Origin of the sequence: Paracoccus yeei ATCC BAA-599 (genome assembly GCF_000622145.1) — a bacterium.
GTDB classification, from domain to species: Bacteria; Pseudomonadota; Alphaproteobacteria; order Rhodobacterales; family Rhodobacteraceae; genus Paracoccus; species Paracoccus yeei.
Genome location: NZ_JHWH01000001.1, coordinates 442,929 through 461,727, shown reverse-complemented (window position 1 = coordinate 461,727; position 18,799 = coordinate 442,929). Strand labels below are relative to the sequence as shown.

General features: G+C 69.5%; 16 protein-coding genes, 4 tRNA genes and 1 pseudogene. 4 read left to right on the top strand and 17 right to left on the bottom strand.

Annotated features, from left to right (window positions below):
• Both BU28_RS0102250 and BU28_RS0102245 read right to left on the bottom strand, forming a co-directional pair.
• A pseudogene (locus tag BU28_RS0102250) lies at window positions 1-268 on the bottom strand (IS110 family transposase); the annotation flags it as partial.
• A 72-nt stretch (window positions 269-340) separates the two neighbouring features.
• Window positions 341-661 (bottom strand): HEPN domain-containing protein, encoded by a 321-nt coding sequence (locus BU28_RS0102245; protein ID WP_028718003.1) that lies wholly within the window; start codon window positions 659-661, stop codon window positions 341-343.
• Between the two features lie 395 nt (window positions 662-1,056).
• On the opposite strand from BU28_RS0102245, the gene BU28_RS0102235 reads away from it, so the two are divergent.
• On the top strand, window positions 1,057-1,332 hold the full coding sequence (locus BU28_RS0102235; protein ID WP_028718002.1) for a hypothetical protein: 276 nt from the start codon (window positions 1,057-1,059) through the stop codon (window positions 1,330-1,332).
• A 163-nt stretch (window positions 1,333-1,495) separates the two neighbouring features.
• Here BU28_RS0102235 and BU28_RS0102230 read toward each other — a convergent pair.
• From BU28_RS0102230 to BU28_RS21800, 11 genes are all read right to left on the bottom strand, one after another.
• Window positions 1,496-1,571, bottom strand: a tRNA-Phe gene (locus tag BU28_RS0102230).
• A 76-nt stretch (window positions 1,572-1,647) separates the two neighbouring features.
• Window positions 1,648-1,797 carry a DNA gyrase inhibitor YacG gene (locus BU28_RS0102225; protein WP_028718001.1) on the bottom strand — a complete coding sequence of 50 codons (150 nt, stop codon included), beginning with the start codon at window positions 1,795-1,797 and terminating at the stop codon, window positions 1,648-1,650.
• Complete coding sequence (locus BU28_RS0102220) at window positions 1,794-2,849, bottom strand: ribonuclease E/G (protein WP_028718000.1); 1,056 nt, start codon at window positions 2,847-2,849, stop codon at window positions 1,794-1,796. The genes BU28_RS0102225 and BU28_RS0102220 overlap by 4 nt, the downstream gene beginning before the upstream one ends.
• A complete protein-coding gene (locus BU28_RS0102215) occupies window positions 2,846-3,478 on the bottom strand; it encodes a Maf family protein (RefSeq protein WP_051577681.1) in 633 nt (210 codons plus the stop codon). Before BU28_RS0102215 ends, BU28_RS0102220 begins: the two co-directional genes overlap by 4 nt.
• Window positions 3,479-3,529: 51 nt before the next feature.
• Window positions 3,530-3,748, bottom strand: a complete 219-nt coding sequence (infA, locus tag BU28_RS0102210; protein WP_010397442.1) for a translation initiation factor IF-1 — start codon at window positions 3,746-3,748, stop codon at window positions 3,530-3,532.
• A gap of 180 nt (window positions 3,749-3,928) precedes the next feature.
• Window positions 3,929-5,023 carry a FliM/FliN family flagellar motor C-terminal domain-containing protein gene (locus BU28_RS21805; protein ID WP_051577671.1) on the bottom strand — a complete coding sequence of 365 codons (1,095 nt, stop codon included), beginning with the start codon at window positions 5,021-5,023 and terminating at the stop codon, window positions 3,929-3,931.
• A gap of 60 nt (window positions 5,024-5,083) precedes the next feature.
• On the bottom strand, window positions 5,084-7,762 hold the full coding sequence (locus BU28_RS0102200) for an ATP-binding protein (protein WP_028717998.1): 2,679 nt from the start codon (window positions 7,760-7,762) through the stop codon (window positions 5,084-5,086).
• A complete protein-coding gene (locus BU28_RS0102195) occupies window positions 7,752-8,012 on the bottom strand; it encodes a hypothetical protein (RefSeq protein WP_028717997.1) in 261 nt (86 codons plus the stop codon). Before BU28_RS0102195 ends, BU28_RS0102200 begins: the two co-directional genes overlap by 11 nt.
• Window positions 8,013-8,014: 2 nt before the next feature.
• Window positions 8,015-9,319: a helix-turn-helix transcriptional regulator gene (locus BU28_RS0102190; protein ID WP_081791248.1), complete on the bottom strand. Its 1,305-nt coding sequence runs from the start codon at window positions 9,317-9,319 to the stop codon at window positions 8,015-8,017.
• Window positions 9,320-9,481: 162 nt separating this feature from the next.
• Window positions 9,482-12,607 (bottom strand): efflux RND transporter permease subunit, encoded by a 3,126-nt coding sequence (locus BU28_RS0102185; RefSeq protein ID WP_028717995.1) that lies wholly within the window; start codon window positions 12,605-12,607, stop codon window positions 9,482-9,484.
• A gap of 34 nt (window positions 12,608-12,641) precedes the next feature.
• Complete coding sequence (locus BU28_RS21800; RefSeq protein WP_081791247.1) at window positions 12,642-14,012, bottom strand: efflux RND transporter periplasmic adaptor subunit; 1,371 nt, start codon at window positions 14,010-14,012, stop codon at window positions 12,642-12,644.
• A gap of 190 nt (window positions 14,013-14,202) precedes the next feature.
• Here BU28_RS21800 and BU28_RS0102175 point away from each other — a divergent pair.
• Window positions 14,203-14,276 (top strand) — tRNA-Gly (locus tag BU28_RS0102175).
• 30 nt (window positions 14,277-14,306) lie between these two features.
• Here the strand turns inward: BU28_RS0102175 and BU28_RS0102170 are convergent.
• Window positions 14,307-14,729 (bottom strand): DUF1489 family protein, encoded by a 423-nt coding sequence (locus BU28_RS0102170; RefSeq protein ID WP_028717994.1) that lies wholly within the window; start codon window positions 14,727-14,729, stop codon window positions 14,307-14,309.
• A gap of 100 nt (window positions 14,730-14,829) precedes the next feature.
• Here BU28_RS0102170 and BU28_RS0102165 point away from each other — a divergent pair, with 100 nt between their 5' ends.
• A complete protein-coding gene (locus BU28_RS0102165) occupies window positions 14,830-16,044 on the top strand; it encodes a multidrug effflux MFS transporter (protein WP_051577670.1) in 1,215 nt (404 codons plus the stop codon).
• Window positions 16,045-16,048: 4 nt separating this feature from the next.
• Window positions 16,049-16,573 carry a GNAT family N-acetyltransferase gene (locus BU28_RS0102160; RefSeq protein ID WP_028717992.1) on the top strand — a complete coding sequence of 175 codons (525 nt, stop codon included), beginning with the start codon at window positions 16,049-16,051 and terminating at the stop codon, window positions 16,571-16,573.
• Window positions 16,574-16,602: 29 nt separating this feature from the next.
• Here BU28_RS0102160 and BU28_RS0102155 read toward each other — a convergent pair.
• The 3 genes from BU28_RS0102155 to recJ form a co-directional block, all read right to left on the bottom strand.
• Window positions 16,603-16,677 (bottom strand) — tRNA-Glu (locus BU28_RS0102155).
• Window positions 16,678-16,841: 164 nt separating this feature from the next.
• Window positions 16,842-16,916 (bottom strand) — tRNA-Glu (locus BU28_RS0102150).
• Between the two features lie 110 nt (window positions 16,917-17,026).
• Window positions 17,027-18,766, bottom strand: a complete 1,740-nt coding sequence (gene recJ, locus BU28_RS0102145) for a single-stranded-DNA-specific exonuclease RecJ (protein ID WP_028717991.1) — start codon at window positions 18,764-18,766, stop codon at window positions 17,027-17,029.
• Window positions 18,767-18,799: the final 33 nt, after the last annotated feature.

Below are 18,799 nucleotides of genomic sequence, written 5' to 3'. Positions count from 1 at the left end.
CGTTCTTCTGGCGCTTCACAAAGGGCTTCACATAGGCCGGCGGGATGAGCCGCACCTCATGGCCCAGCTTCCCGATCTCACGACCCCAGAAATGGGCGCCACCGCACGCCTCCATCACGACGACGCAGGATGGTAGCTGGCTGAAGAACGCCAGCACCTGGTCCCGCCGAAGCTTCTTGCGCAGCACCGCTCGCCCAGAAGCGTCGGCCCCGTGAAGCTGAAACACATGCTTCGCAAGATCGAGCCCGATCGTGGTAATCTCCGACATGACCTCTCCCCTCTGTGGATCGTCCCAGACCCACCCTGGCACAGCGAAGCCGTCGGGGGGGCGGTCACATCATCAGAGCCTCTTGTCTCCCTCGTTCATATACCGATAGGTGTAGTCCTGATGGCCTTGAGCGAGAATATCGACCAGTTCATCAACACCAAGGACATCAAGACCAGTTTCTGAACAGTCCTTGAAGAGCTTGCGAAGGTTATGCCCATATTTCCGCACCGACTCTGAAGCCTCAACGTCCGGGATGCCCGCCTCCCGCTTCTTCTGGAGCATCCATGCCTTGAGATATAGTTCGACCGAAAACCCGGTCAGCATCATCATAGACAGCAGCGTTAGGTATTTCCTGGGTTCGTCGTTCCAGTCAGGGCTGCGGGTGATCATCATGCAAGACTGAAAATACCCTTTTGCCGTGTGATACCTGTGTATTGCCTCTGACATAACGTTCTCCGGGATGCGATTTGCACAATAATGCACATCGAGATCAACGCCAAGACCTTGACCTTCGCCGCCTCTGCGGCAGTCAAGGTCGCCGGCCGCAGATCAGCGGCTGCACCTGTCCACCAACACGTCCTCCTTGAAGTTGACGCCGCTGGCCTGACGATGACTGAGTTGGATGCCCGGAGACCTACCTCTCCACTATCGCCGGGTCGGTCTCAGACGAAGGTTACCGACCAGAGAAGCAGATCACTTGCTCAAAGAACAAGACCGCGCTCCGGCGGTGCATCCCGTATACGCAAAACTGCTTGACTGGGACGATCCCGTTACCGAGGGTCCTGACCATGAGGGCCGGGTGCCAAACAAAACGCTATGTCAGCCATCTCTGGCAGCAGGTTCTGGGCACGGGGAACCACGCGTCCAGGACGAAGCTTCACGAGCAGTTCGGGCAGCTTGGAAGTCGCGGCGTCGACTTGGCGATGGGGGCCTGCGCTCAGCACAGCGAGAGGACCGCCGAATCCCATCGGACGCGCGCGTTCCAGATGCTGGCCATCGACAAGTCGCATGCGGACATGATGGGCGAGATCACCGACGCGGAATGGAAGGAGTTTTTCGCTTGAAGATTCGGTCCAGGAGACGCGGCAACCGATGACCGGCGACCGACTTCGCTTTGGCGACGATGTGCCAGATGTCCCGGTGTCCCCAAAGTGTCCCCAAATACTATTCCGTGACCTAATCGAACGATGCGGAAACCTTAGGGCGCTGTTTTTGCTTGATTAAAAATGGTGCCCGGAGGCGGATTCGAACCACCGACACGCGGATTTTCAATCCGCTGCTCTACCAACTGAGCTATCCGGGCGCCGTGCCATTTTGCTTTCGGCTGGCGGGTAACTAGGCCAGTCGCGCGCCCGTGTCCAGAGCGAAAAACAGAAATTTCATTCGTCCGGATCGGCATCGGGAACAGGCTCAGCCGGGATGCGGTAATCGCCGCGCAGCCAGTGCGCGAGGTCCACGTCGGCGCAGCGGCGCGAGCAGAACGGTCGATAGCGGGGGACCGCCGGCTTGCCGCAGATCGGGCAGGTCATCGCTGCGCCCCCGCGATACGGGACAGGGGCAGGCGGTCGCGCTTGCGGCTGATCTCGTAAAGACCCATCGCGGTCCAGCCGATCAGAACCGTCTCGGCGGGTTCGGCCTTGAAGGCGGCGCGCAGGATCTGGTCCAGCGTGCCGCGGTCGCGCTTGGGCATGGGGGCGAAATCGACCACGATCTGCCCGCCCAGGCCGCGCAGTCGCAACTGGCGCGGCAGATCGCGGGCAAGCGCGATATTAGCCTTGAGCCCGGCGGCCGGCGAGTGGTCGGAACCGGTGTTTACGTCCACAGCGACAAGCGCGCGCAGGGCCTCGATCTCGGCCCAAGCGCCGCCGCCCAGATCGACGCGGGGCGACAGCATCGCCTCGGCGGCCTCGGCGGCGCCGGTCAGGGCGAAGGCATTCGGCCCGTCCTCGACGCCGTCGGGGGGAGGCTCGGCCCAATCGCGCCAGGCCTGCTCGGCCGGGTCGGGCGCGTCGAGCAGCAGTTCGGGCTGCCCCTCGGCATCGGCGGCGACGGCCAGGGCGAGGTCCAGCAGGCTGCGCAGTTCCTGTTCGATCTCCTCGGGGTCGGACTGGGCCGCCACGCTGCGAAAGACGATGCCCGGCGGCTCGGCCACACCGTCAAGCGCCGCAGCACCCAAGGCTTCCAGACTGGCGCGCAAGGCCCCATCGCGGATCCGGCGCGAGACGTTCACCCCCGGCGCGCCGGGGGTCACGATGACATGTCGGCCGCGGAAGTTCAGCCTGCAGGAGACCGGGACGGCCTTGCCCGGCTCGGCGCTGCCGCCGATCTGGACGATGATCGACTGGCCCTCGCGCAGGCCCGAGCGGTCGCGCAGATAGCCGCGCTCGCCCTCGGGCAGGCGCAGAAAGACGCCGCCCTGGCCCTTGACCAGCCGGTCCACCTTGGCGCGGCAGATGGCGCCGGGGGCCAGCGGGGCCACGGCGGCGGTGTCCAGGATCAGGTCCTGCAACTGGCCGTCCTGCATCAGGGCCGCGGCATCCAGGCCAAAGACTTGGCCGATGACGATCTGGCGTCCCTTCATGGTGCATTCTCCGTGATGCCCGCATGGGCCAGCAGCATTGCGGTTTCCGCCAGCGGCAGGCCTACGACGGCGCTGTATGATCCCTGCATCCACAGCACGAAGGCCCCGGCGCGGCCCTGGATGCCATAGCCGCCAGCCTTGCCCCGCCATTCGCCCGAGGCGACATAGCCCTCGATCTCGGGCGTCGAGAGGGGGCGCAGGCGGATCGTGGTTTCCACCAGGCGTTCGTGCAGGCGACCGGCATGGGCCAGGGCGACGGCGGTCAGCACGCGGTGGCGGCGGCCGGACAGCAGGTGCAGGAAACTGCGCGCCTCCTCCGCGTCGGCGGGCTTGCCAAGGATGCGGCGCCCGGCCACGACCGAGGTGTCTGCGCACAGAACGACGCCATCGGCCCGGCCGGCCAGCGCCTCGGCCTTTTCGCGGGCCATGCGGCGGGTATAGGCGCGGGCGGATTCCTGGCGGCGCGGCGTTTCGTCGATATCGGCGGGCATCACCGCATCGGGGCGGATGCCGATCTGGCCCAGCAACTCCAGCCGCCGCGGGCTGGCCGAGCCGAGCACCAGCCGCGGCCGAACGCCGGAAACCCCGCTGGCATCGAGGTCCGGGCGGGGGGCGTTCAGGTCATTCATGGTCATGCCTTGGCCGGTCCTGCATCCGCAGCGCCTGCGGACGCGCAGGGCTTACTTGAAGCGATAATTGATCCTGCCCTTGGTCAGGTCATAGGTGTTCATTTCCACCTGAACCTTGTCGCCGGCCAGAACGCGGATGCGGTTCTTGCGCATCTTTCCTGCCATATGTGCGATGATCTCATGGCCGTTCTCTAGCTCGACCCGGAATGTCGCATTGGGCAGGAGTTCCTTCACGACGCCGGGAAATTCGAGCATTTCTTCCTTGGCCATGTCTTCTCCTGTAGGGGTGACCCGCACCTTGGCGGGCGCAAGCTACATGCGTCGCGCCGCCCGATTTTTCAAGGGGAAACTGACATCGGCCCGGTCGTCCGGGCGGTTTTCACGGCTTTTCGGGGGCGGCAGAGGCGCCCCGGCGGCCGACCGGCAGTCAAGCGCAGGGCCAGTCGGCTGTCAATGGGCGGCCTGCCGCGGCGGCGCGGCAGAGACGCTTTCGGGGCGAAAGGGATCGGGTTCGGCCAGGTCGGCCAGCGGCGGTTCGGCCCCCGGGGCGGGCGGGGTTCCCGCGGACCGGGCCGCGCCCGTCCGCAGCCGGATGGCGTGAAACCCCTCGGCCTCGCCCAGGCGGCCGGTGGCCAGCAACTGGCCGGTCGCGGTTTCGATCCGCGCCTCGTCCAGGGCATGCGCGGGCAGGGGGATCAGCGACCCCGGCGCCAGTGCCTGCAAGGCCCGCAGCGTCAGGGTCCGGCGGCAGAGCACGCCCACGACAGGGACCGGCGCCTGCAGGACGGCGTCGGCCAGCGTCGGCGCGGGCAAGGTCGATTCGGGCAGGGGGGCGGGCGGCACCGGCTCGGGGCTTGCCGCAAGCATCCGCGTGGTGCCCCCGGGACGCTGCGGCGCGGGTACCGCCAGCAGGATATGGCCGTCGCGCTGGCCGCCGCTGCCCATGCGAAAGCGGATGGACAGGCGCGTCATCTGGGTGTCCTCAAGCATCAGGGCTAGGGGGCGCGGATCGTCCAGATAGGTTGCGTATCGGTAATGGCCAAAGGGCGGCGCATCGGCGCGCGCTGCGAATTCGCGCCCCAGTTCCGCCAACAGTCCATTGATGAAATCGGCCGAGATCGCGGCATCCGTCCGCGTCGGACGCCGGGGCGCGGGGGCGCGGGCCGTGACCCGGCCCAGGGCCTGCATTTCGATCAGGGCGGCCAGGAACGACGGGCACAGCGCCATCACCCCCAGCAGGTCGCGCCCGCCTTCGATAACGCCCAGAAGCGCGCGTTCGGGCAGCAGCTCGGCCAGTTCGGAAACGGAAATGGTGTCATATTGCACGCTTTCGACATAGACCGGCAAGCGGTGCGCGCGTTCGGCGGCGCGCCCCAGCGCCACGCCCGCCGCCCGTTCCAGGCTGACCTCTTGCGCGGCTTGCAGGGAGGCCGCGGACTGGCGCAGCGGTGCGCGCCCCTGTTCCCCAAGGGCGATCATCCGGCGCAGGACCTGTCCGGCCTGTGCGCCCTCCGTGACCGCCTGTTCCCGCTCTGCGCTGTCCATACCACGCCCGAATCGCACCTGTCCTGCGGCGAGGATTGCAGAGACTGGTTGCGAAAAGGTTTATCCGGCTGCATTCGCAGCATTTTCCCCCGCAGCCCCGGTCCGCGCGGGCGGTCTTGGCGGCAGGGAGATGCGAAAGGCCGCGCCGCCCTGTCCGGGCAGATAGGCGATGGAGCCGCCCAGGAACTGCATGATCTCGCGGCAGATCGCCAGCCCCAGCCCGGCGCCCCCGGCCCGCGCCGGATCGTCCAGCCGGGCGAATTTCTCGAAGATCAGCGCCTCGTGCTCGGGGGGGATTCCGGCGCCGTTGTCGGCGATGTCGATTTCGATGCGGCCGTCGCGCAGGCGCCGCGTCTCGATCCGGATCTCGGGGGCAGGGGCGTCGCAGTACTTGCGCGCGTTCGCCAGCACATTGATCAGCACCTGCAGCAGCCGGTCGGGGTCGGTGATCAGCATCAGATGCTCGGCCGGGATGTCGCGCAGCAGCACCGGGCCGCGCCCCGCGTCTCCGGCGCGCGAGGCGGCCAGCGCCCGTTCGATCAGGTCGTGCAGGTTCACCACGGCGGGCGTCAGCCGCGCGCGCCCGCCTTCCAGAACGGCAAGGTCCAGCAGGTCGTCGACCAGCCGGGTCAGCCGTCCGGTCTCTGCGTGGATGATCCCGGCAAAGCGGGCGCGGTCGGGGGCGGGCACATCGGGCTCCATCAGGATCTCGGAAAAGGCCCGGATCGAGGTCATGGGTGTGCGCAATTCGTGGCTGATCTGGCCCAGAAAGGCGTCCTTCTGGGCCGAAAGAGCGGTCAGCTTGTCGTTGGTTTCCTGCAGCTTGCGGGCGGTGCGGGCCAGTTCCTCGGTCGCCGTCTCAAGCCGCAGCTTGTCGGCGCGGGCGCGGCTGGCCTCGCCCGCGACATCCATCAGGTCGGCCACCGTGACCGGGCCCCGGCCCGCGACCTGCGCCATCAGCGCGACGGCGGTGGCCGCGCCCACGGTGCCGGCGATCTGGCGTTCGAAATCGGACAGGAAGCGCGGCGTCAGGTCGGGCAGATAGCCGGACTTGCCCTGGTCCTCGGCCGCGGCGCGAAAGATCTCCAAGGCGCGCTCGCTGCCCCAAAGCCGCCCCGCCAGCGCCAGCAGCGATTCCGCCCGCCCCTGGCCGGCCCCGTCACTGGGCGAGCCGTCGGGCGCGATGGCATGGACAAAGGACAGGCCCTGCATCCGCTCGACCGGGTTCGGAAAGTCGATCAGCGACACCAGCACGGTCAGCGCAAGATTGACCCCCAGCGCCAGCAGGACCGAACCGGCAAAGGGGTCGATGCCCTGCGGCAGGCGCGGCGGCGCGGTCAGCCCGAGCGAGGGCAGGAACACCATCCCCAGCCACACCGCCGCGCCCGCGACGATCCCCGCCACGGCCCCGCGCCGGGTGGCGCCGCGCCAGCACAGGCCCGCGATCAGCGCCGGCAGGACCTGCGCCATGCCCGAAAAGGCCACGATGCCCATGACCGCCAGGGCCGAGGTGCCGCCCGACAACCGCAGATAGGTCCAGCCCGCCCCGATGATGCACAGGATGGCCAGCCGCCGCGCGTTCAGCATCAGCGCGCGCAGGTCCTCGCGCGCGGCGCCGGGCTGGGCGCCGGCCCCCAGCCCGCCCCGGCGCAGCCACAGCCACAGGGGCACCAGCCAATGGTTGGCCATCATGGTCGACAGCGCGATGGCGCTGACCACCACCATCGACATGGCCGAGGAAAACCCCCCGAGGAAGACAAACCCCGCCAGCGCGTCCTGCCCCTGCGACAGGGGCAGGGCCAGCACATGCAGGTCGGGGTTCGAGCCCTGGGGCAGCAGGTCCTGGCCCACCACCGCGATGGGCAGGACCAGGAAGGTCATCGCGAACAGATACAGCGGAAAGGCCCAGCCCGCCTGGCGCAGCCGGTCGTCGTCGCTGGCCTCGACCACCAGCACCTGGAACATGCGCGGCAGCACGATCACCGCCGCGGCCGACAGCGTGATCAGCACGAACCAGCGGTCGGGGCGGATCATCCAGCCCTCGCCCTCCGGCCGTGCGGCCATGCGGTCGATGCGGGCCAGGATGTCCGCGGGTCCGTCGGCCAGGCCCCACAGCACATAGGCGCCGACCGCGACAAAGGCCGTAAGCTTGACCACCGCCTCGACGGCGATGGCCATGACGACGCCGTGGTGGCGTTCGTCGGCGGCAAGGTTGCGGGTCCCGAACAGGATGGCGAAGGCCGCAAGCCCGACCGCCGTCCACAGCGGGATCGAGCCCGGCAGCGGCCGCCCCGGCTCGGCAAAGGCCGACAGCGCCATGGACACCGATTGCAGTTGCAGCGCGATATAGGGCGTCGCCGCGCAGACCGCGATCAGCGTGACCAGCGCCGCCAGTCCCGGCGACTTGCCGTAGCGGCTGGAGATCAGGTCCGCGATCGAGGTCACGCGGTGCATCCGCGCCACCCGGACCAGATGGCGCAAGCCCCACCAGGCGCCGGCAAAGACGATGCCGGGGCCCAGATAGATCGTCATGAACTCCAGCCCCGAGCGGCTGGCGTAGCCGACGGCGCCATAGAAGGTCCAGGCCGAGCAATAGACCGACAGCGACAGGGTATAGATCACCGGGCGTTCCATCCAGCGCCAGCGCCCCGCGGCGGCGGCGCGGTCGGCGGCATGGGCCAGAAGGAACATCAGCGCCACATAGGCGGTGGCGGCAAGGCCAAGCGTCTCAGGCGTCATCCTCGTCCTCCGGCGCGGCGCGGGCGGGACCGATGGCGTGGTGCAGCGCGGCGGTGACGGCGATGGTCGCGATCCAGCCCAAGGCCAGCCACAGGGTGCCGGTGGCAAAGCTGAAATGGTGCGGCAGCCAGACCGGCGGCACCAGCACCACCAGCGCCAGGGCAAAGGGCAGCATCCGCGTCGCGTCGATCAGCCGCCGCCTGCGATAGGCGGCGCGGTCCAGGAACAGGCGTCGGGTGCGCAGCCGCATCCTCAGGCCGGACCCAGGATCGAGGGTTCGTGCCGCGCCGGGCAGGCCGGGCGCGGGCAGATCCGGCAGGCCGGGCCCACGGGCAGGGCGGGGCGCGCATCCGCGGCGGCGGGCGCGGGCAGCAGCAGCATCTGCGCCCGGCTCAGCGCCGGCCCGTCGAACCCCATGGGCAGCAGCCGCTCGGCCACGGCCCAGGCGAGATAGCGGCTGCCGCCCGGCGTCTCGATCAGGCGGGCGACGGGCAGCTGCGGCTGGGCCAGAGCCTCGAACAGCGGCCACAGCGCGCAGCCCTCGCCGGGGCGGGGCAGTTCGAACCCCGGGGGCGCATAGCGAAACAGCGGCGCGCCCGAGCCGTCGCAGATCACCAGCCCCGCATCCGCCCAGGGGCCGGGGCGCAGCACGCCCAGCCGGCGCAGCACCAGGTCGAGCGGCCAGCCGCCGCGCAGCGCCAACAGGCCCGGATCGGGTGCCGCTGTGTCTTCGGCCAGGGCGGCCAGCGCGGCATCGGGCAGGGCGGCGCGGTCGCGGGCCTGCGCCGCAAGCACCCCCCGCGCCATCGCCCGCGCCGCGTCCGAGGCCAGCTCCGCCGCCTCGGTCGGGTCGGACTGGCCGGCGGCGGCCCAGGCCTCGACCTCTTCCTGGGGCGACATGGGCACGGCGTCGTCCTCGAACGTGTCCAGATAGGCCACCAGCGACTGCGCGGTGCGCGACAGGCGCTGGCTGTCGGCGTCGAGATTGCCGTGGAAGCGGTCGCGCCATTCCGGTTCGATGTCCGGCGTCTCGGCCAGGATCGAGGCGGTCGAGCGCACCGCCGTCACCGCCGACTGGATCTCGTGCAGCGTCGCCAGCAGATAGGGGTCGCGCGTCATCCGGTCCGACAGCGCCACCAGCCGCCGTTCCAGCGCATCGGCCCGCCGGACCGAGGCCGAGAGCGCCCCCGCCCAACCCGGAAAGCGCGCCGCGAATTCGGCGATCTGGTCCAGTTCCACCGGCAGGGACTGGCCCGCGACCAGCGCCGCCGCCTCGCGCAGGCCCGAGATCAGGATCTCCTCGCGGTCCGAGGCCAGTTCGCGGGCGTCGATCTCCAGCGCTTCGGCCAGGCGCGACAGCAGCGCCTCGCCCACGGGGCGGCGGTTGTGTTCGATCAGGTTCAGATAGGCGGCCGAGATGTCGGCGTGCCGCGCCACCTCGGTCTGGCGGCGGCCCAGCGACAGGCGCCGTTCGCGGATGCGGGTGCCGATCAGCGGCCGTTTGGCCGCCTGCCGGACCGAGGGAAGGCGCGACGGCGGGCGCGGGGGATGAGCCATTCTAGCCCCTCGCCATGCCCGGACCATCCGGCCCGGGGCCCGATGCCGCCCTGAACGCGATCTGTCGACGGCTGTGAACCATCAGCTTTCCCTGCCGCCATCGGGCGGGCTCCCCCTGGACCAGATTAAGGCGGCCGGGGGATCGCGGCAAGCATCCGCGTGTCAGGCGGCGGCCTGCGGGCCGGTGGCGGGCTCGGGCCGGCCCAGCAGGCGCCGGACCAGGACGAAGAACAGCGGCACGAACAGCACGCCCAGCACGGTGGCCGCGATGGTGCCGCCAAGGACCGTCGCGCCGATGGTGTTGCGCCCGTTCGCCCCCGCGCCGGCCGACAGGACCAGCGGCAGCACGCCCAGCGAGAACGCGACCGAGGTCATCATGATCGGGCGGAAACGCTGGCGCGCGGCCTCGGTCACGGCCTCGTACAGGGGCTTGCCGTGCTGCTCGGCCTGTTCGCGCGCGAATTCGACGATCAGGATGGCGTTCTTGCCGGTCAGGCCGATCACCGTCAGCAGCCCGACCTGAAAGAACACGCCGTTGTCGAAACCGCCCAGCCAGGCCCCGACCAGCGCCCCCAGAACCCCGATGGGCATGGCCAGCATCACCGCAAAGGGGATCGACCAGCTTTCGTAAAGCGCGGCCAGGCACAGGAACACGACGGCCAGGGACAGCCCGTATAGCAGCGTGGTCTGGTTGCCGGCCGCCTGCTCCTCAAGTGACAGGCCCGTCCAAGCCACGTCGAAGCCCGTGGGCAGCTTGCCGGCCAGTTCCTCGACGGCGGCCATCCCCTCGCCCGAGGAGACGCCGGGCGCGGGACTGCCCTGGATCTGCATCGCGGGTACGCCGTTATAGCGGTAAAGCCCCTGCGGCCCATAGCTCCACCGTCCTTCGGCAAAGTTCGAGAAGGGCACCAGCCCGCCGGAACTGTTCCGCACCCGCCATTTGTCGATGTCGGTCGGCACCGACCGCGTCGGCGCGTCGCCCTGGACATAGACGCGCTTGATCCGGCCCCGGTCGATGAAGTCGTTCACATAGCGCCCCGCCCAGGCGACCGACAGCAGGCTGCCCACGTCGGTCGCGCTGACCCCCATGGCGCCCGCCTTGCGCCAGTCGATGTCCAGGTTGTATTGCGCCGCGTCCTCGAGCCCGTTCGGTCGGGCCGAGCCGATGCGCGGGTCCTGTCCCGACATGCCGAGCATCTGGTTGCGCGCCTCGAGCAGCTGTTCGTGCGTCTGGCCGCCCCGCGCCTGCAGGTAGAAGTCGAAGCCCGAGACGTTGCCAAGCTCGATCACCGAGGGTGGAACGATGGGAAACACCATCGCATCGCGGATGCCCATCAGCGCGGGAAAGGCGCGGCCGGCTATGGCCTGCACGGACTGGGCCGCATCGGGACGCTCGTCCCAGTCCTTCAGCCGCAGGAACGCGATGCCCATGTTCTGGCCTGCGCCCGCGAAGCTGAAGCCCGCGACGCCGAACATGGATTCGATGTTGTCGCCCTCGGCCTCGTTGAAATAGGTCTGGATCTGGTCGATGACGGCGTTGGTCCGTTCCGTCGTGGCGCCGGTGGGCCCCTGGATCAGGACGAACATGATGCCCTGATCCTCGTCCGGCAGGAACCCGGTTGGCGTGCGCAGGAACAGAAACACCATCGCCGCGCCGATGCCCAGATAGATCAGCATCATGCGCAGCGGCCGGCGGATGATCCAGCCCACCCAAGAACTGTAGCCGTGCATCGTCCGGTCGAAGCCGCGGTTGAACAGACCGAAGAAGCCCCGCGTCTTGTGCCCGTGTTCGTTGCGCAGAAGCGTCGCGCAAAGCGCCGGCGTCAGGGTCAGCGCCACCACGACCGAAAGCCCCATGGCGCTGGCGATGGTGATGGCGAACTGCTTGTAGATCACCCCGGTCGAGCCGCCGAAGAAGGCCATCGGCACGAAGACCGCCGACAGGACCAGCGCGATGCCGATCAGCGCGCCGGTGATCTGGCCCATGGATTTCTTGGTCGCCTCGCGCGGCTCGAGGTCCTCCTCCTCCATGATCCGCTCGACGTTCTCGACCACGACGATGGCGTCGTCGACCAGAAGGCCGATGGCCAGCACCATGGCCAGCATGGTCAGCGTGTTGATGGTGAACCCCAGCGCCGCCAGCACGCCGAAGGTGCCCAGCAGCACCACCGGCACGGCCAGCGTGGGGATCAGCGTCGCGCGCCAGTTCTGCAGGAACAGCAGCATGACGAAGAACACCAGCACGATGGCCTCGACCAGCGTCTTGACCACCTCCTCGATCGAGATCAGCACGAAGGGCGTGGTGTCATAGGGGATCACATAGCTGACCCCTTCGGGGAAGAACTTGGCGAACTCGGCCATCCGGGCCTTGACCCTCTCGGCCGTGTCCAGCGCGTTCGCGCCCGAGGCCAGGCTGATCGCGATCCCGGCCGAGGGCTTGCCGTTGTAGCGCGCCTCGGTCATGTAGCCCTCGGCCCCGATCTGGACCCGCGCCACGTCCTTGAGCAGGATCAGGCCGCCGTCCGCCTCGGCCCGCAGCACGATCTGTTCGAAGTCTTCGGGCGTGGACAGCAGGGACTGCGCGGTGATCGTCGCGTTCAGCATCTGCCCCTTGGGCGCGGGCTGGCTGCCGAAGCTGCCGGCCGAGATCTGGGCGTTTTCCGCCGCGACGGCGTTGACCACGTCGCCCGGCGTCAGTTCATAGGCGGCCAGTTTCGACGGGTCCAGCCAGATCCGCATGGCATATTGCGCGCCGAACACCTGGACCGAGCCCACGCCCTCGACCCGGCTGAGGTCGTTGACCAGGTTCGAGATCAGGTAGTCGGACAGGTCCACCTGTTCCAGCCGCCCGTCGTCCGAGATCAGCGCCACCACCATCAGGAAGCCCGAGGAGGATTTCTCGACCGTGACGCCCTGGCGCTGCACGGTTTCCGGCAGCAGGGCGGTGGCCTGGGCCAGCTTGTTCTGCACCTGGACCTGGGCGATGTCGGGGTCGGTCCCCGTCTCGAAGGTCAGTTCGGTCTGCGAGGTTCCGGCCGAGCTTGAACTCGAGCTGAAATAGCGCAGCCCGTCCAGGCCGGTCATCTGCTGTTCGATGACCTGGGTCACGGTATTGGCGACCGTATCGGCCGAGGCGCCCGGATAGGTCGCCCGGATCGTGACCGAGGGCGGCGCGATCTGGGGATATTGCGCGACGGGCAGGGTCAGGATCGACATGAGCCCGATCCCCATGATGAGGATCGAGATGACCCAGGCAAACACCGGACGGTCGATGAAAAAGCGAGCCATTCTAGGTTCCTGTCCGAAATGCCCCGAAACGGGGTCAGCCGTTCGATGCCTTGGGTTCGGTCGTCTGTTCGCCGGCGGGGGCCGGCTGGTCCTGCCCGCCCTGCGGCCCGTCGGGCGCCGCCCCGGGGGCGGGCGCCTCGGGGGCAGGCTGGACGGGGGCAGGCTGGGCGGGGGCGGACTGGTCGGGGGCGGGCTCGTCCCCTTCTGCCCCGGCGGCGGGCTGGGCCTGATCCTGCGCCTGCTGGCCGGCGGGGGCCGCGGGCCGGGTTCCCGCCGCCTGGCGTTCCTCGGGCACGACGGGCATGCCGGGGCCGATCTTCTGGACGCCCTCGACGATCAGCCGGTCGCCGTCCGACAGACCTTTCGTCACGATCCAGCTGTTTCCGTGGTCCTGCAGGATCGTCAGGTCGCGTTGCTCGACCTGGTTCTGGGCGTTGACGACCAGGGCGATCGGCTGGCCCCGGCGGTCGCGGCTGACGCCTTCCTGCGGCGCCAGGATCGCATTATGCGCGGTGCGCTGCTGGACCACGGCCTGCACATACATTCCGGGCAGCAGGATGCTTTCCGGGTTGGGAAAGGACAGCCGCAGCGTGATGACGCCGGTGGTTTCGTTCACGAAGGGCTCGGCCGCGGTCAGCGTGCCGGCGATCCCGTATTCGGTGCCGTCGGCCAGGCGCAGCGTGACCTGCTGGCCCGGCCGCTCGATCTCGGCGTCCTGGACGGCGGCCATGTCGCGGCGCCAGCGCACGACCTCGGCCGCGGACTGGGTCACGTCGACATGCACCGGGTCCAGCGCGCGGATCACCGCCAGCGGCGTCGCCTGCCCGGCGGTCACCAGCGCGCCCTGGCTGACCTGGGCCAGGCCGATCTCTCCGTCCAGCTCGGCGCGGATGGTGGTGCGGTCCAGTTCGATCCGGGCGGTCTGCAACTGCGCCTCGGCGACCTTGACGGCGGCTTCGGCTGCGTCCCGCGCGGCGATGGCGGTGTCCGAGGTGCTTTCGCTGGCCACCCGGCGGTCGCGCAGGGCGCCGGCGCGCTCGGCCTCGCGCCGGGCATTGTCGGCCTGGGCGCGCGCCTGTGCGACGGCGGCCTCGGCTTGGGCCACGGCGGCTTCGTAGGTGGTCTTGTCGATGCGGAACAGCGGATCGCCCACCTTGACCCGGCGCCCTTCGTCGAACAGGCGTTCGGTCACGATGCCATTGACCTGGGGCCGCACCTCGGCCTCGGCCGAGGCGGTGACGCGGCCGGGCAGGGTGGTCGTCACCGGCACGTCCTCGACGTGCAGCGTCACCACCGTGACGGTGGGTGGCGGTGCCTCGGCCTGCTGCTGGGCCAGGGCCGGGGAAAGGCCCGCCAGCCCGGCAAGAAACATCGACAAGGCAATGCGGCGCGAAAGCGCGGACATGATGTGCTCCGGGGCATGTGCTGACCTGTTGTCGCATAACGACCCCTCAAGGCGGAAATATCAATGCCGCATCCCAGCCGGCGCGCGCAAAAAATCCCCCTGGTTGTCGATTGGGCACGCCCAGGGCCGCGCCGGGGCGGCGCAGATTGCACTTGCAGGGCGGACGGCGAGCCGGTAATCAAGCCGGGCCGCGGGTGTAGCTCAATGGTAGAGCCGCAGCTTCCCAAGCTGAAGACGAGGGTTCGATTCCCTTCACCCGCTCCAGTTCCCCACCGTCCCCTTGAACGCCGCGCCTTAGCGCAGGCCCATCTCTGCCAGCGCGCGTGCGATGTCGGGGGGCAGGCTGGGTTCGTCCTCGCGCCCGGCGGGCAGGTCGGGGGGCGCGTCGCCCGCCGTCAGGTAGCGCCAGCCCTGAAAGGCGCGGCGCGGCACGGCCGCGACGCGGACCAGCCCGGGTTCCAGGATCAGGGCGCAGCGGCGGATGCCGTCGGCGCCGGTCACCTCCTCCAGCCCGATCAGGCGCTGGCGGGCCTGCATGATGCCCTTGAACACCCAATAGATCGAGCCGCCCGCCAGCAGCTCGTCCTGGCGCTTGGGCCACATCCGGGTGACATGGCGTGCCGGGCCGCCCTGCCAATGGTTGCGTTGCCACTGGTCCAGCGCGGCCGGGGTATCGCAGCCGACGCACAGTTTCATCAGGTTCAAAGGTCCGCTCATGCGCCCGATATAGCCACTCGCCGCCGTTCTGCAACGCCGCGACCTTGCGTCCCGTGGGTCCGGGGGGTAGGTCCGGGGGGCTCCATACAAGAGGTTTTCGATGTCCGCCCCGGTTCAGCCCCCCCTGGCCAGGCAACCCCTGCCCGAATTCATCGCAATGATGGCGCTGGTCTTTGCGGTCATCGCTTTTTCCATCGACTCGATGCTGCCCGCGCTGCCGCAGATCGCCCAGACCCTGACTCCCGAGAACGTGAACCGCGCCCAGCTTGTGCTGACCGCCTTCATGGCGGGCATGGGGGTGGGGCTGTTCGTTGCGGGGCCGCTGTCGGACACCTTCGGGCGCAAGCCCGTCATCACCCTGGGCTTTGCCATCTATGCGCTGGCCTCCATCGCCGCCGTCTTTGCGCAGTCGCTGGAAATGCTGCTGGTCGCGCGCTTCGTCCAGGGGCTGGGCGCCGCCGGGCCGCGGATCGTGTCGCTGGCACTGGTGCGCGACCTGTACCAGGGGCGCGAGATGGCGCGGATCACCAGCTTTGTCATGATGATCTTCATCCTGGTCCCGGCCGTGGCGCCCTCGGTCGGGGCCGTCGTCATCCATCTGGTCGGCTGGCGCGGTGTCTTCGGGTCCTTCGTGCTGCTGGCGCTGGTCGGCTCGCTTTGGGTGAACCTGCGCCAGCCCGAGACGCTGCCCCCCGCCCGCCGCCGGCCGATGAACCTTGCCAGCCTGATGGCCTCGGCCCGCGAGGTGCTGGGCCACCGCCAGGTGCAGCTGGTCACGGTCATCATGACGCTGGGTTTCGGCCAGATGTTCGCGCTGCTGAGTTCCGCCCAGCAACTGTTCGCCGAGACCTATGGCAAGGGCGACCAGTTTCCCCTGTGGTTCGCCGGCATGGCGCTGCTGGCGGGAACGGGGACCGTCCTGAACGCGCGCTATGTGGTGCGGCTGGGCATGCGGCGCATCGTCAAAAGCGCCTATGCGATGCAGGTGGTGGTGTCGGGGACGATGCTGGTCCTGATCTGGGGCGACCTGCTGCCCGAGCCGCTGCGCTTTCCCGCCTTCTTCTTCTGGGCGGTCAGCGTGTTCTTCATGGCGGGCGTGACCTTCGGCAACCTGAACGCGATGGCGCTGCAGCACATGGGCCATGTGGCGGGGATGGCGGCCTCGGTCGTGGCGGCGGTCTCGACCATCGGGGCGGTGCTGATCGCCGCGCCGGTGGGCCAGTTGTACGACGGCACCGCGCTGCCCATGGTCCTGGCCACGCTGGCCTGCTCGGGCCTGGCGCTGCTGCTGATGCGCCGCGTGGACGAGGTCTAAGGCCATGGCCGGGGTTATTATCCGCGACGCCGATGAGGCCGACATGCCCGCCGTCTGCGCCATCTACAACCACGCCGTCGCCTGCACGACGGCGATCTGGAACGACCGCACCGTGGACCCGGCCGACCGGCTGGCCTGGTGGCAGGGGCGCAAGCAGGCCGGCTATCCGCTGCTGGTCGCGGTCGATGCGTCGGGCGCGGTGATGGGCTATGCCTCGTTCGGCGACTGGCGCGCCTTCGACGGCTTTCGCCACACGGTCGAACATTCGGTCTATGTCGCCCCCGACCGGCAGGGCGCCGGCGTCGGCCGCGCGCTGATGGTGGCGCTGATCGACCGCGCGCGGGCCCTGGGCAAGCACGTCATGGTCGCGGGGGTCGAGGCCGGCAACCAGGGCTCGATCCGGCTGCATCTGGGGCTGGGGTTCCGCCAGGTCGGGCTGATGCCGCAGGTGGGGGCCAAGTTCGGCCGCTGGCTGGACCTTGCATTCCTGCAACTGGTGCTGGACGACCGCGCCGCGCCGGATGCCTGATGCCGGGGAAAACCCGATGCCGGGGATGCTGGCAGCCCGTAGGGGAGTCGAACCCCTCTTTTCAGGTTGAAAACCTGACGTCCTAACCGATAGACGAACGGGCCAGCGTGTCGCCATGCGACGGGCGGGGTTTAGGCCAGCACGGCCGCCCCCGCAAGGGGGTCCGCACCATTCTTCTGTGGGTAAATCGCAAGCCCGCGCGGCAAAAGAAAAGCGCCGCAAATCCGGCGGGGATTTCGGCGCGGCGCCTGATCCTGTCAGGCGAAAGTGGCAGCCCGTAGGGGAGTCGAACCCCTCTTTTCAGGTTGAAAACCTGACGTCCTAACCGATAGACGAACGGGCCACTGCGTTCCGCAAGGCTTGGTGCCCGGCGGCGTGGAGCGGTGTTTAGGCGAGGTGCCGGGTCCGCGCAAGCGGAAAAATCGCCCGCCGGCCAAGTTTTTTCGCACCCGCTCAGCCCGCCGGAGCGGCGTCGTCCAGGCGCAGCCGCACGCGTTCGCGGCCGCCCCATTGCGACAGCTCCAGCTTGCCCGCCAGGTGAAAGCGCGGGCCCCGCGCGCCCAGCAGGGCAGGGCCCAAGGGACCCGACATGGCGCCCCAGGCGACGGCATCGACGGGCGGGCTGCCCGGGCTGCGAAAGCGCAGGCGCAGGTGGCTGTCGCCCATGGTGGCGGCGCTGTCGATCAGCTGGTCGGCAAAGGCGAAGCGCGGCGCGGGCGCGGCCTGGCCATAGGGGCCGGCGCGCTCCAGCATCTGCATCAGTTCGACCGTGGCGCCCGCCGGGTCCAGCAGGCCCGAGATGCGCAGCTCATGCGCGCCGCTGCGGTCGGCCAGTTCGCGGGCCAGCAGTTCGGACAGCCGCTGCATGGCGGCGGGGATCGCCGCTTCCTCGACCGTCAGCCCGGCGGCCATGGCGTGACCGCCGCCCTTCAGCAGCAGCCCCTCGGCCGCCAGGCGATGGATGGCGCGGCCCAGGTCCACCCCCGGAACCGACCGGGCCGAGCCCTTGCCGATGCCGTTCTCCACCCCGATCACCACCGAGGGCAGGTTGGTCGCCTCTTTCAGGCGGGCGGCGACGATGCCGACCACGCCCGGGTGCCAGCCCGCGCCGGCGGCCCAGGCGACCAGGCCGGGGTCGCGCGCCTCGACCTGGGCCAGGGCGGCCTCGCGCACGGCGGCCTCGATGGCGCGGCGGTCGCGGTTCAGCTGGTCCAGCTCCTCGGCATAGCGGATCGCGCGGGCGGGATCGGTGCAGGCCAGGCATTGCGCGCCCAGGTCGGCGCGCCCCACGCGCCCGCCCGCGTTGATCCGCGGTCCCAGAAGGAAGCCCAGGTGAAAGGCGCTGGGGGCGGCGTCCATGCGCGCCACATCGGCCAGGGCGACCAGCCCGGGCCGTTCGCGCCGGGCCATGATTGCCAGGCCCTGCCGGACAAAGGCCCGGTTGACGCCGACCAGCGGCGCCACGTCCGCCACCGTCGCCAGCGCCACGAGGTCCAGAAGGCAGATCAGGTCGGGCTGCGGCAGGCCGCGTTCGCGCAGCAGGCGGTTGCACTGCACCAGCGTCAGGAACACCACGCCGGCGGCGCAGAGATGGCCCAGGCTGCCATCCTCGTCCATGCGGTTGGGGTTCACCACGGCGACGGCGGGGGGCAGCGTCTCGATGCCCTGGTGATGGTCCAGGACGATCACGTCGCAGGTGGCGGCGGCCAGGGCATCAAAGCTCAGCGTGCCGCAATCGACGCAGACGATCAGGTCATGGCCCGCCGAAAGCCCGGCGATGGCCGGGGCATTCGGGCCATACCCCTCGTCGATGCGGTCGGGGATGTAGAGGGTCGCGTCGCGCCCCTGACGGCGCAGCCAGTCGATCAGCAGCGCGGCCGAGGCGCCGCCGTCCACGTCGTAATCGGCAAAGATGGCGATGCGCTGGCCGGCCTGCACGGCAGCGACGATCCGTTCGGCGGCCGGCGCCATGTCGCGCAGGGTCAGCGGATCGGGCAGCAGGTCGCGCAGCCGCGGTTCCAGATAGGCGGCGCAGTCGTGCGGCTCGACCCCGCGCGAGGCGAGGACGCGGCTGACGGGCAGGGGCAGGCGGCTGTCCTGGGCCAGCGCCTCGGCCGCGCGCTCGAGCCCGGGTTCGGGCCCGCGCCACAGCCGGCCGGTCAGCGAGGAGGAGACGGAAAGAAAAGCGGTCATGGGGCTTCATCCCCCATGACCGCCCGCGGTTCA

What these genes read in the sequence shown, in the direction of transcription:
- BU28_RS0102245 (WP_028718003.1), bottom strand. Translation starts at nt 661, where the DNA reads ATGATGATCACCCGCAGCCCTGACTGGAACGACGAACCCAGGAAATAC.
- BU28_RS0102235 (WP_028718002.1), top strand. Translation starts at nt 1,057, where the DNA reads ATGAGGGCCGGGTGCCAAACAAAACGCTATGTCAGCCATCTCTGGCAG.
- BU28_RS0102225 (WP_028718001.1), bottom strand. Translation starts at nt 1,797, where the DNA reads ATGACCTGCCCGATCTGCGGCAAGCCGGCGGTCCCCCGCTATCGACCG.
- BU28_RS0102220 (WP_028718000.1), bottom strand. Translation starts at nt 2,849, where the DNA reads ATGAAGGGACGCCAGATCGTCATCGGCCAAGTCTTTGGCCTGGATGCC.
- BU28_RS0102215 (WP_051577681.1), bottom strand. Translation starts at nt 3,478, where the DNA reads ATGAATGACCTGAACGCCCCCCGCCCGGACCTCGATGCCAGCGGGGTT.
- infA (WP_010397442.1), bottom strand. Translation starts at nt 3,748, where the DNA reads ATGGCCAAGGAAGAAATGCTCGAATTTCCCGGCGTCGTGAAGGAACTC.
- BU28_RS21805 (WP_051577671.1), bottom strand. Translation starts at nt 5,023, where the DNA reads ATGGACAGCGCAGAGCGGGAACAGGCGGTCACGGAGGGCGCACAGGCC.
- BU28_RS0102200 (WP_028717998.1), bottom strand. Translation starts at nt 7,762, where the DNA reads ATGACGCCTGAGACGCTTGGCCTTGCCGCCACCGCCTATGTGGCGCTG.
- BU28_RS0102195 (WP_028717997.1), bottom strand. Translation starts at nt 8,012, where the DNA reads ATGCGGCTGCGCACCCGACGCCTGTTCCTGGACCGCGCCGCCTATCGC.
- BU28_RS0102190 (WP_081791248.1), bottom strand. Translation starts at nt 9,319, where the DNA reads ATGGCTCATCCCCCGCGCCCGCCGTCGCGCCTTCCCTCGGTCCGGCAG.
- BU28_RS0102185 (WP_028717995.1), bottom strand. Translation starts at nt 12,607, where the DNA reads ATGGCTCGCTTTTTCATCGACCGTCCGGTGTTTGCCTGGGTCATCTCG.
- BU28_RS21800 (WP_081791247.1), bottom strand. Translation starts at nt 14,012, where the DNA reads ATGTCCGCGCTTTCGCGCCGCATTGCCTTGTCGATGTTTCTTGCCGGG.
- BU28_RS0102170 (WP_028717994.1), bottom strand. Translation starts at nt 14,729, where the DNA reads ATGAGCGGACCTTTGAACCTGATGAAACTGTGCGTCGGCTGCGATACC.
- BU28_RS0102165 (WP_051577670.1), top strand. Translation starts at nt 14,830, where the DNA reads ATGTCCGCCCCGGTTCAGCCCCCCCTGGCCAGGCAACCCCTGCCCGAA.
- BU28_RS0102160 (WP_028717992.1), top strand. Translation starts at nt 16,049, where the DNA reads ATGGCCGGGGTTATTATCCGCGACGCCGATGAGGCCGACATGCCCGCC.
- recJ (WP_028717991.1), bottom strand. Translation starts at nt 18,766, where the DNA reads ATGACCGCTTTTCTTTCCGTCTCCTCCTCGCTGACCGGCCGGCTGTGG.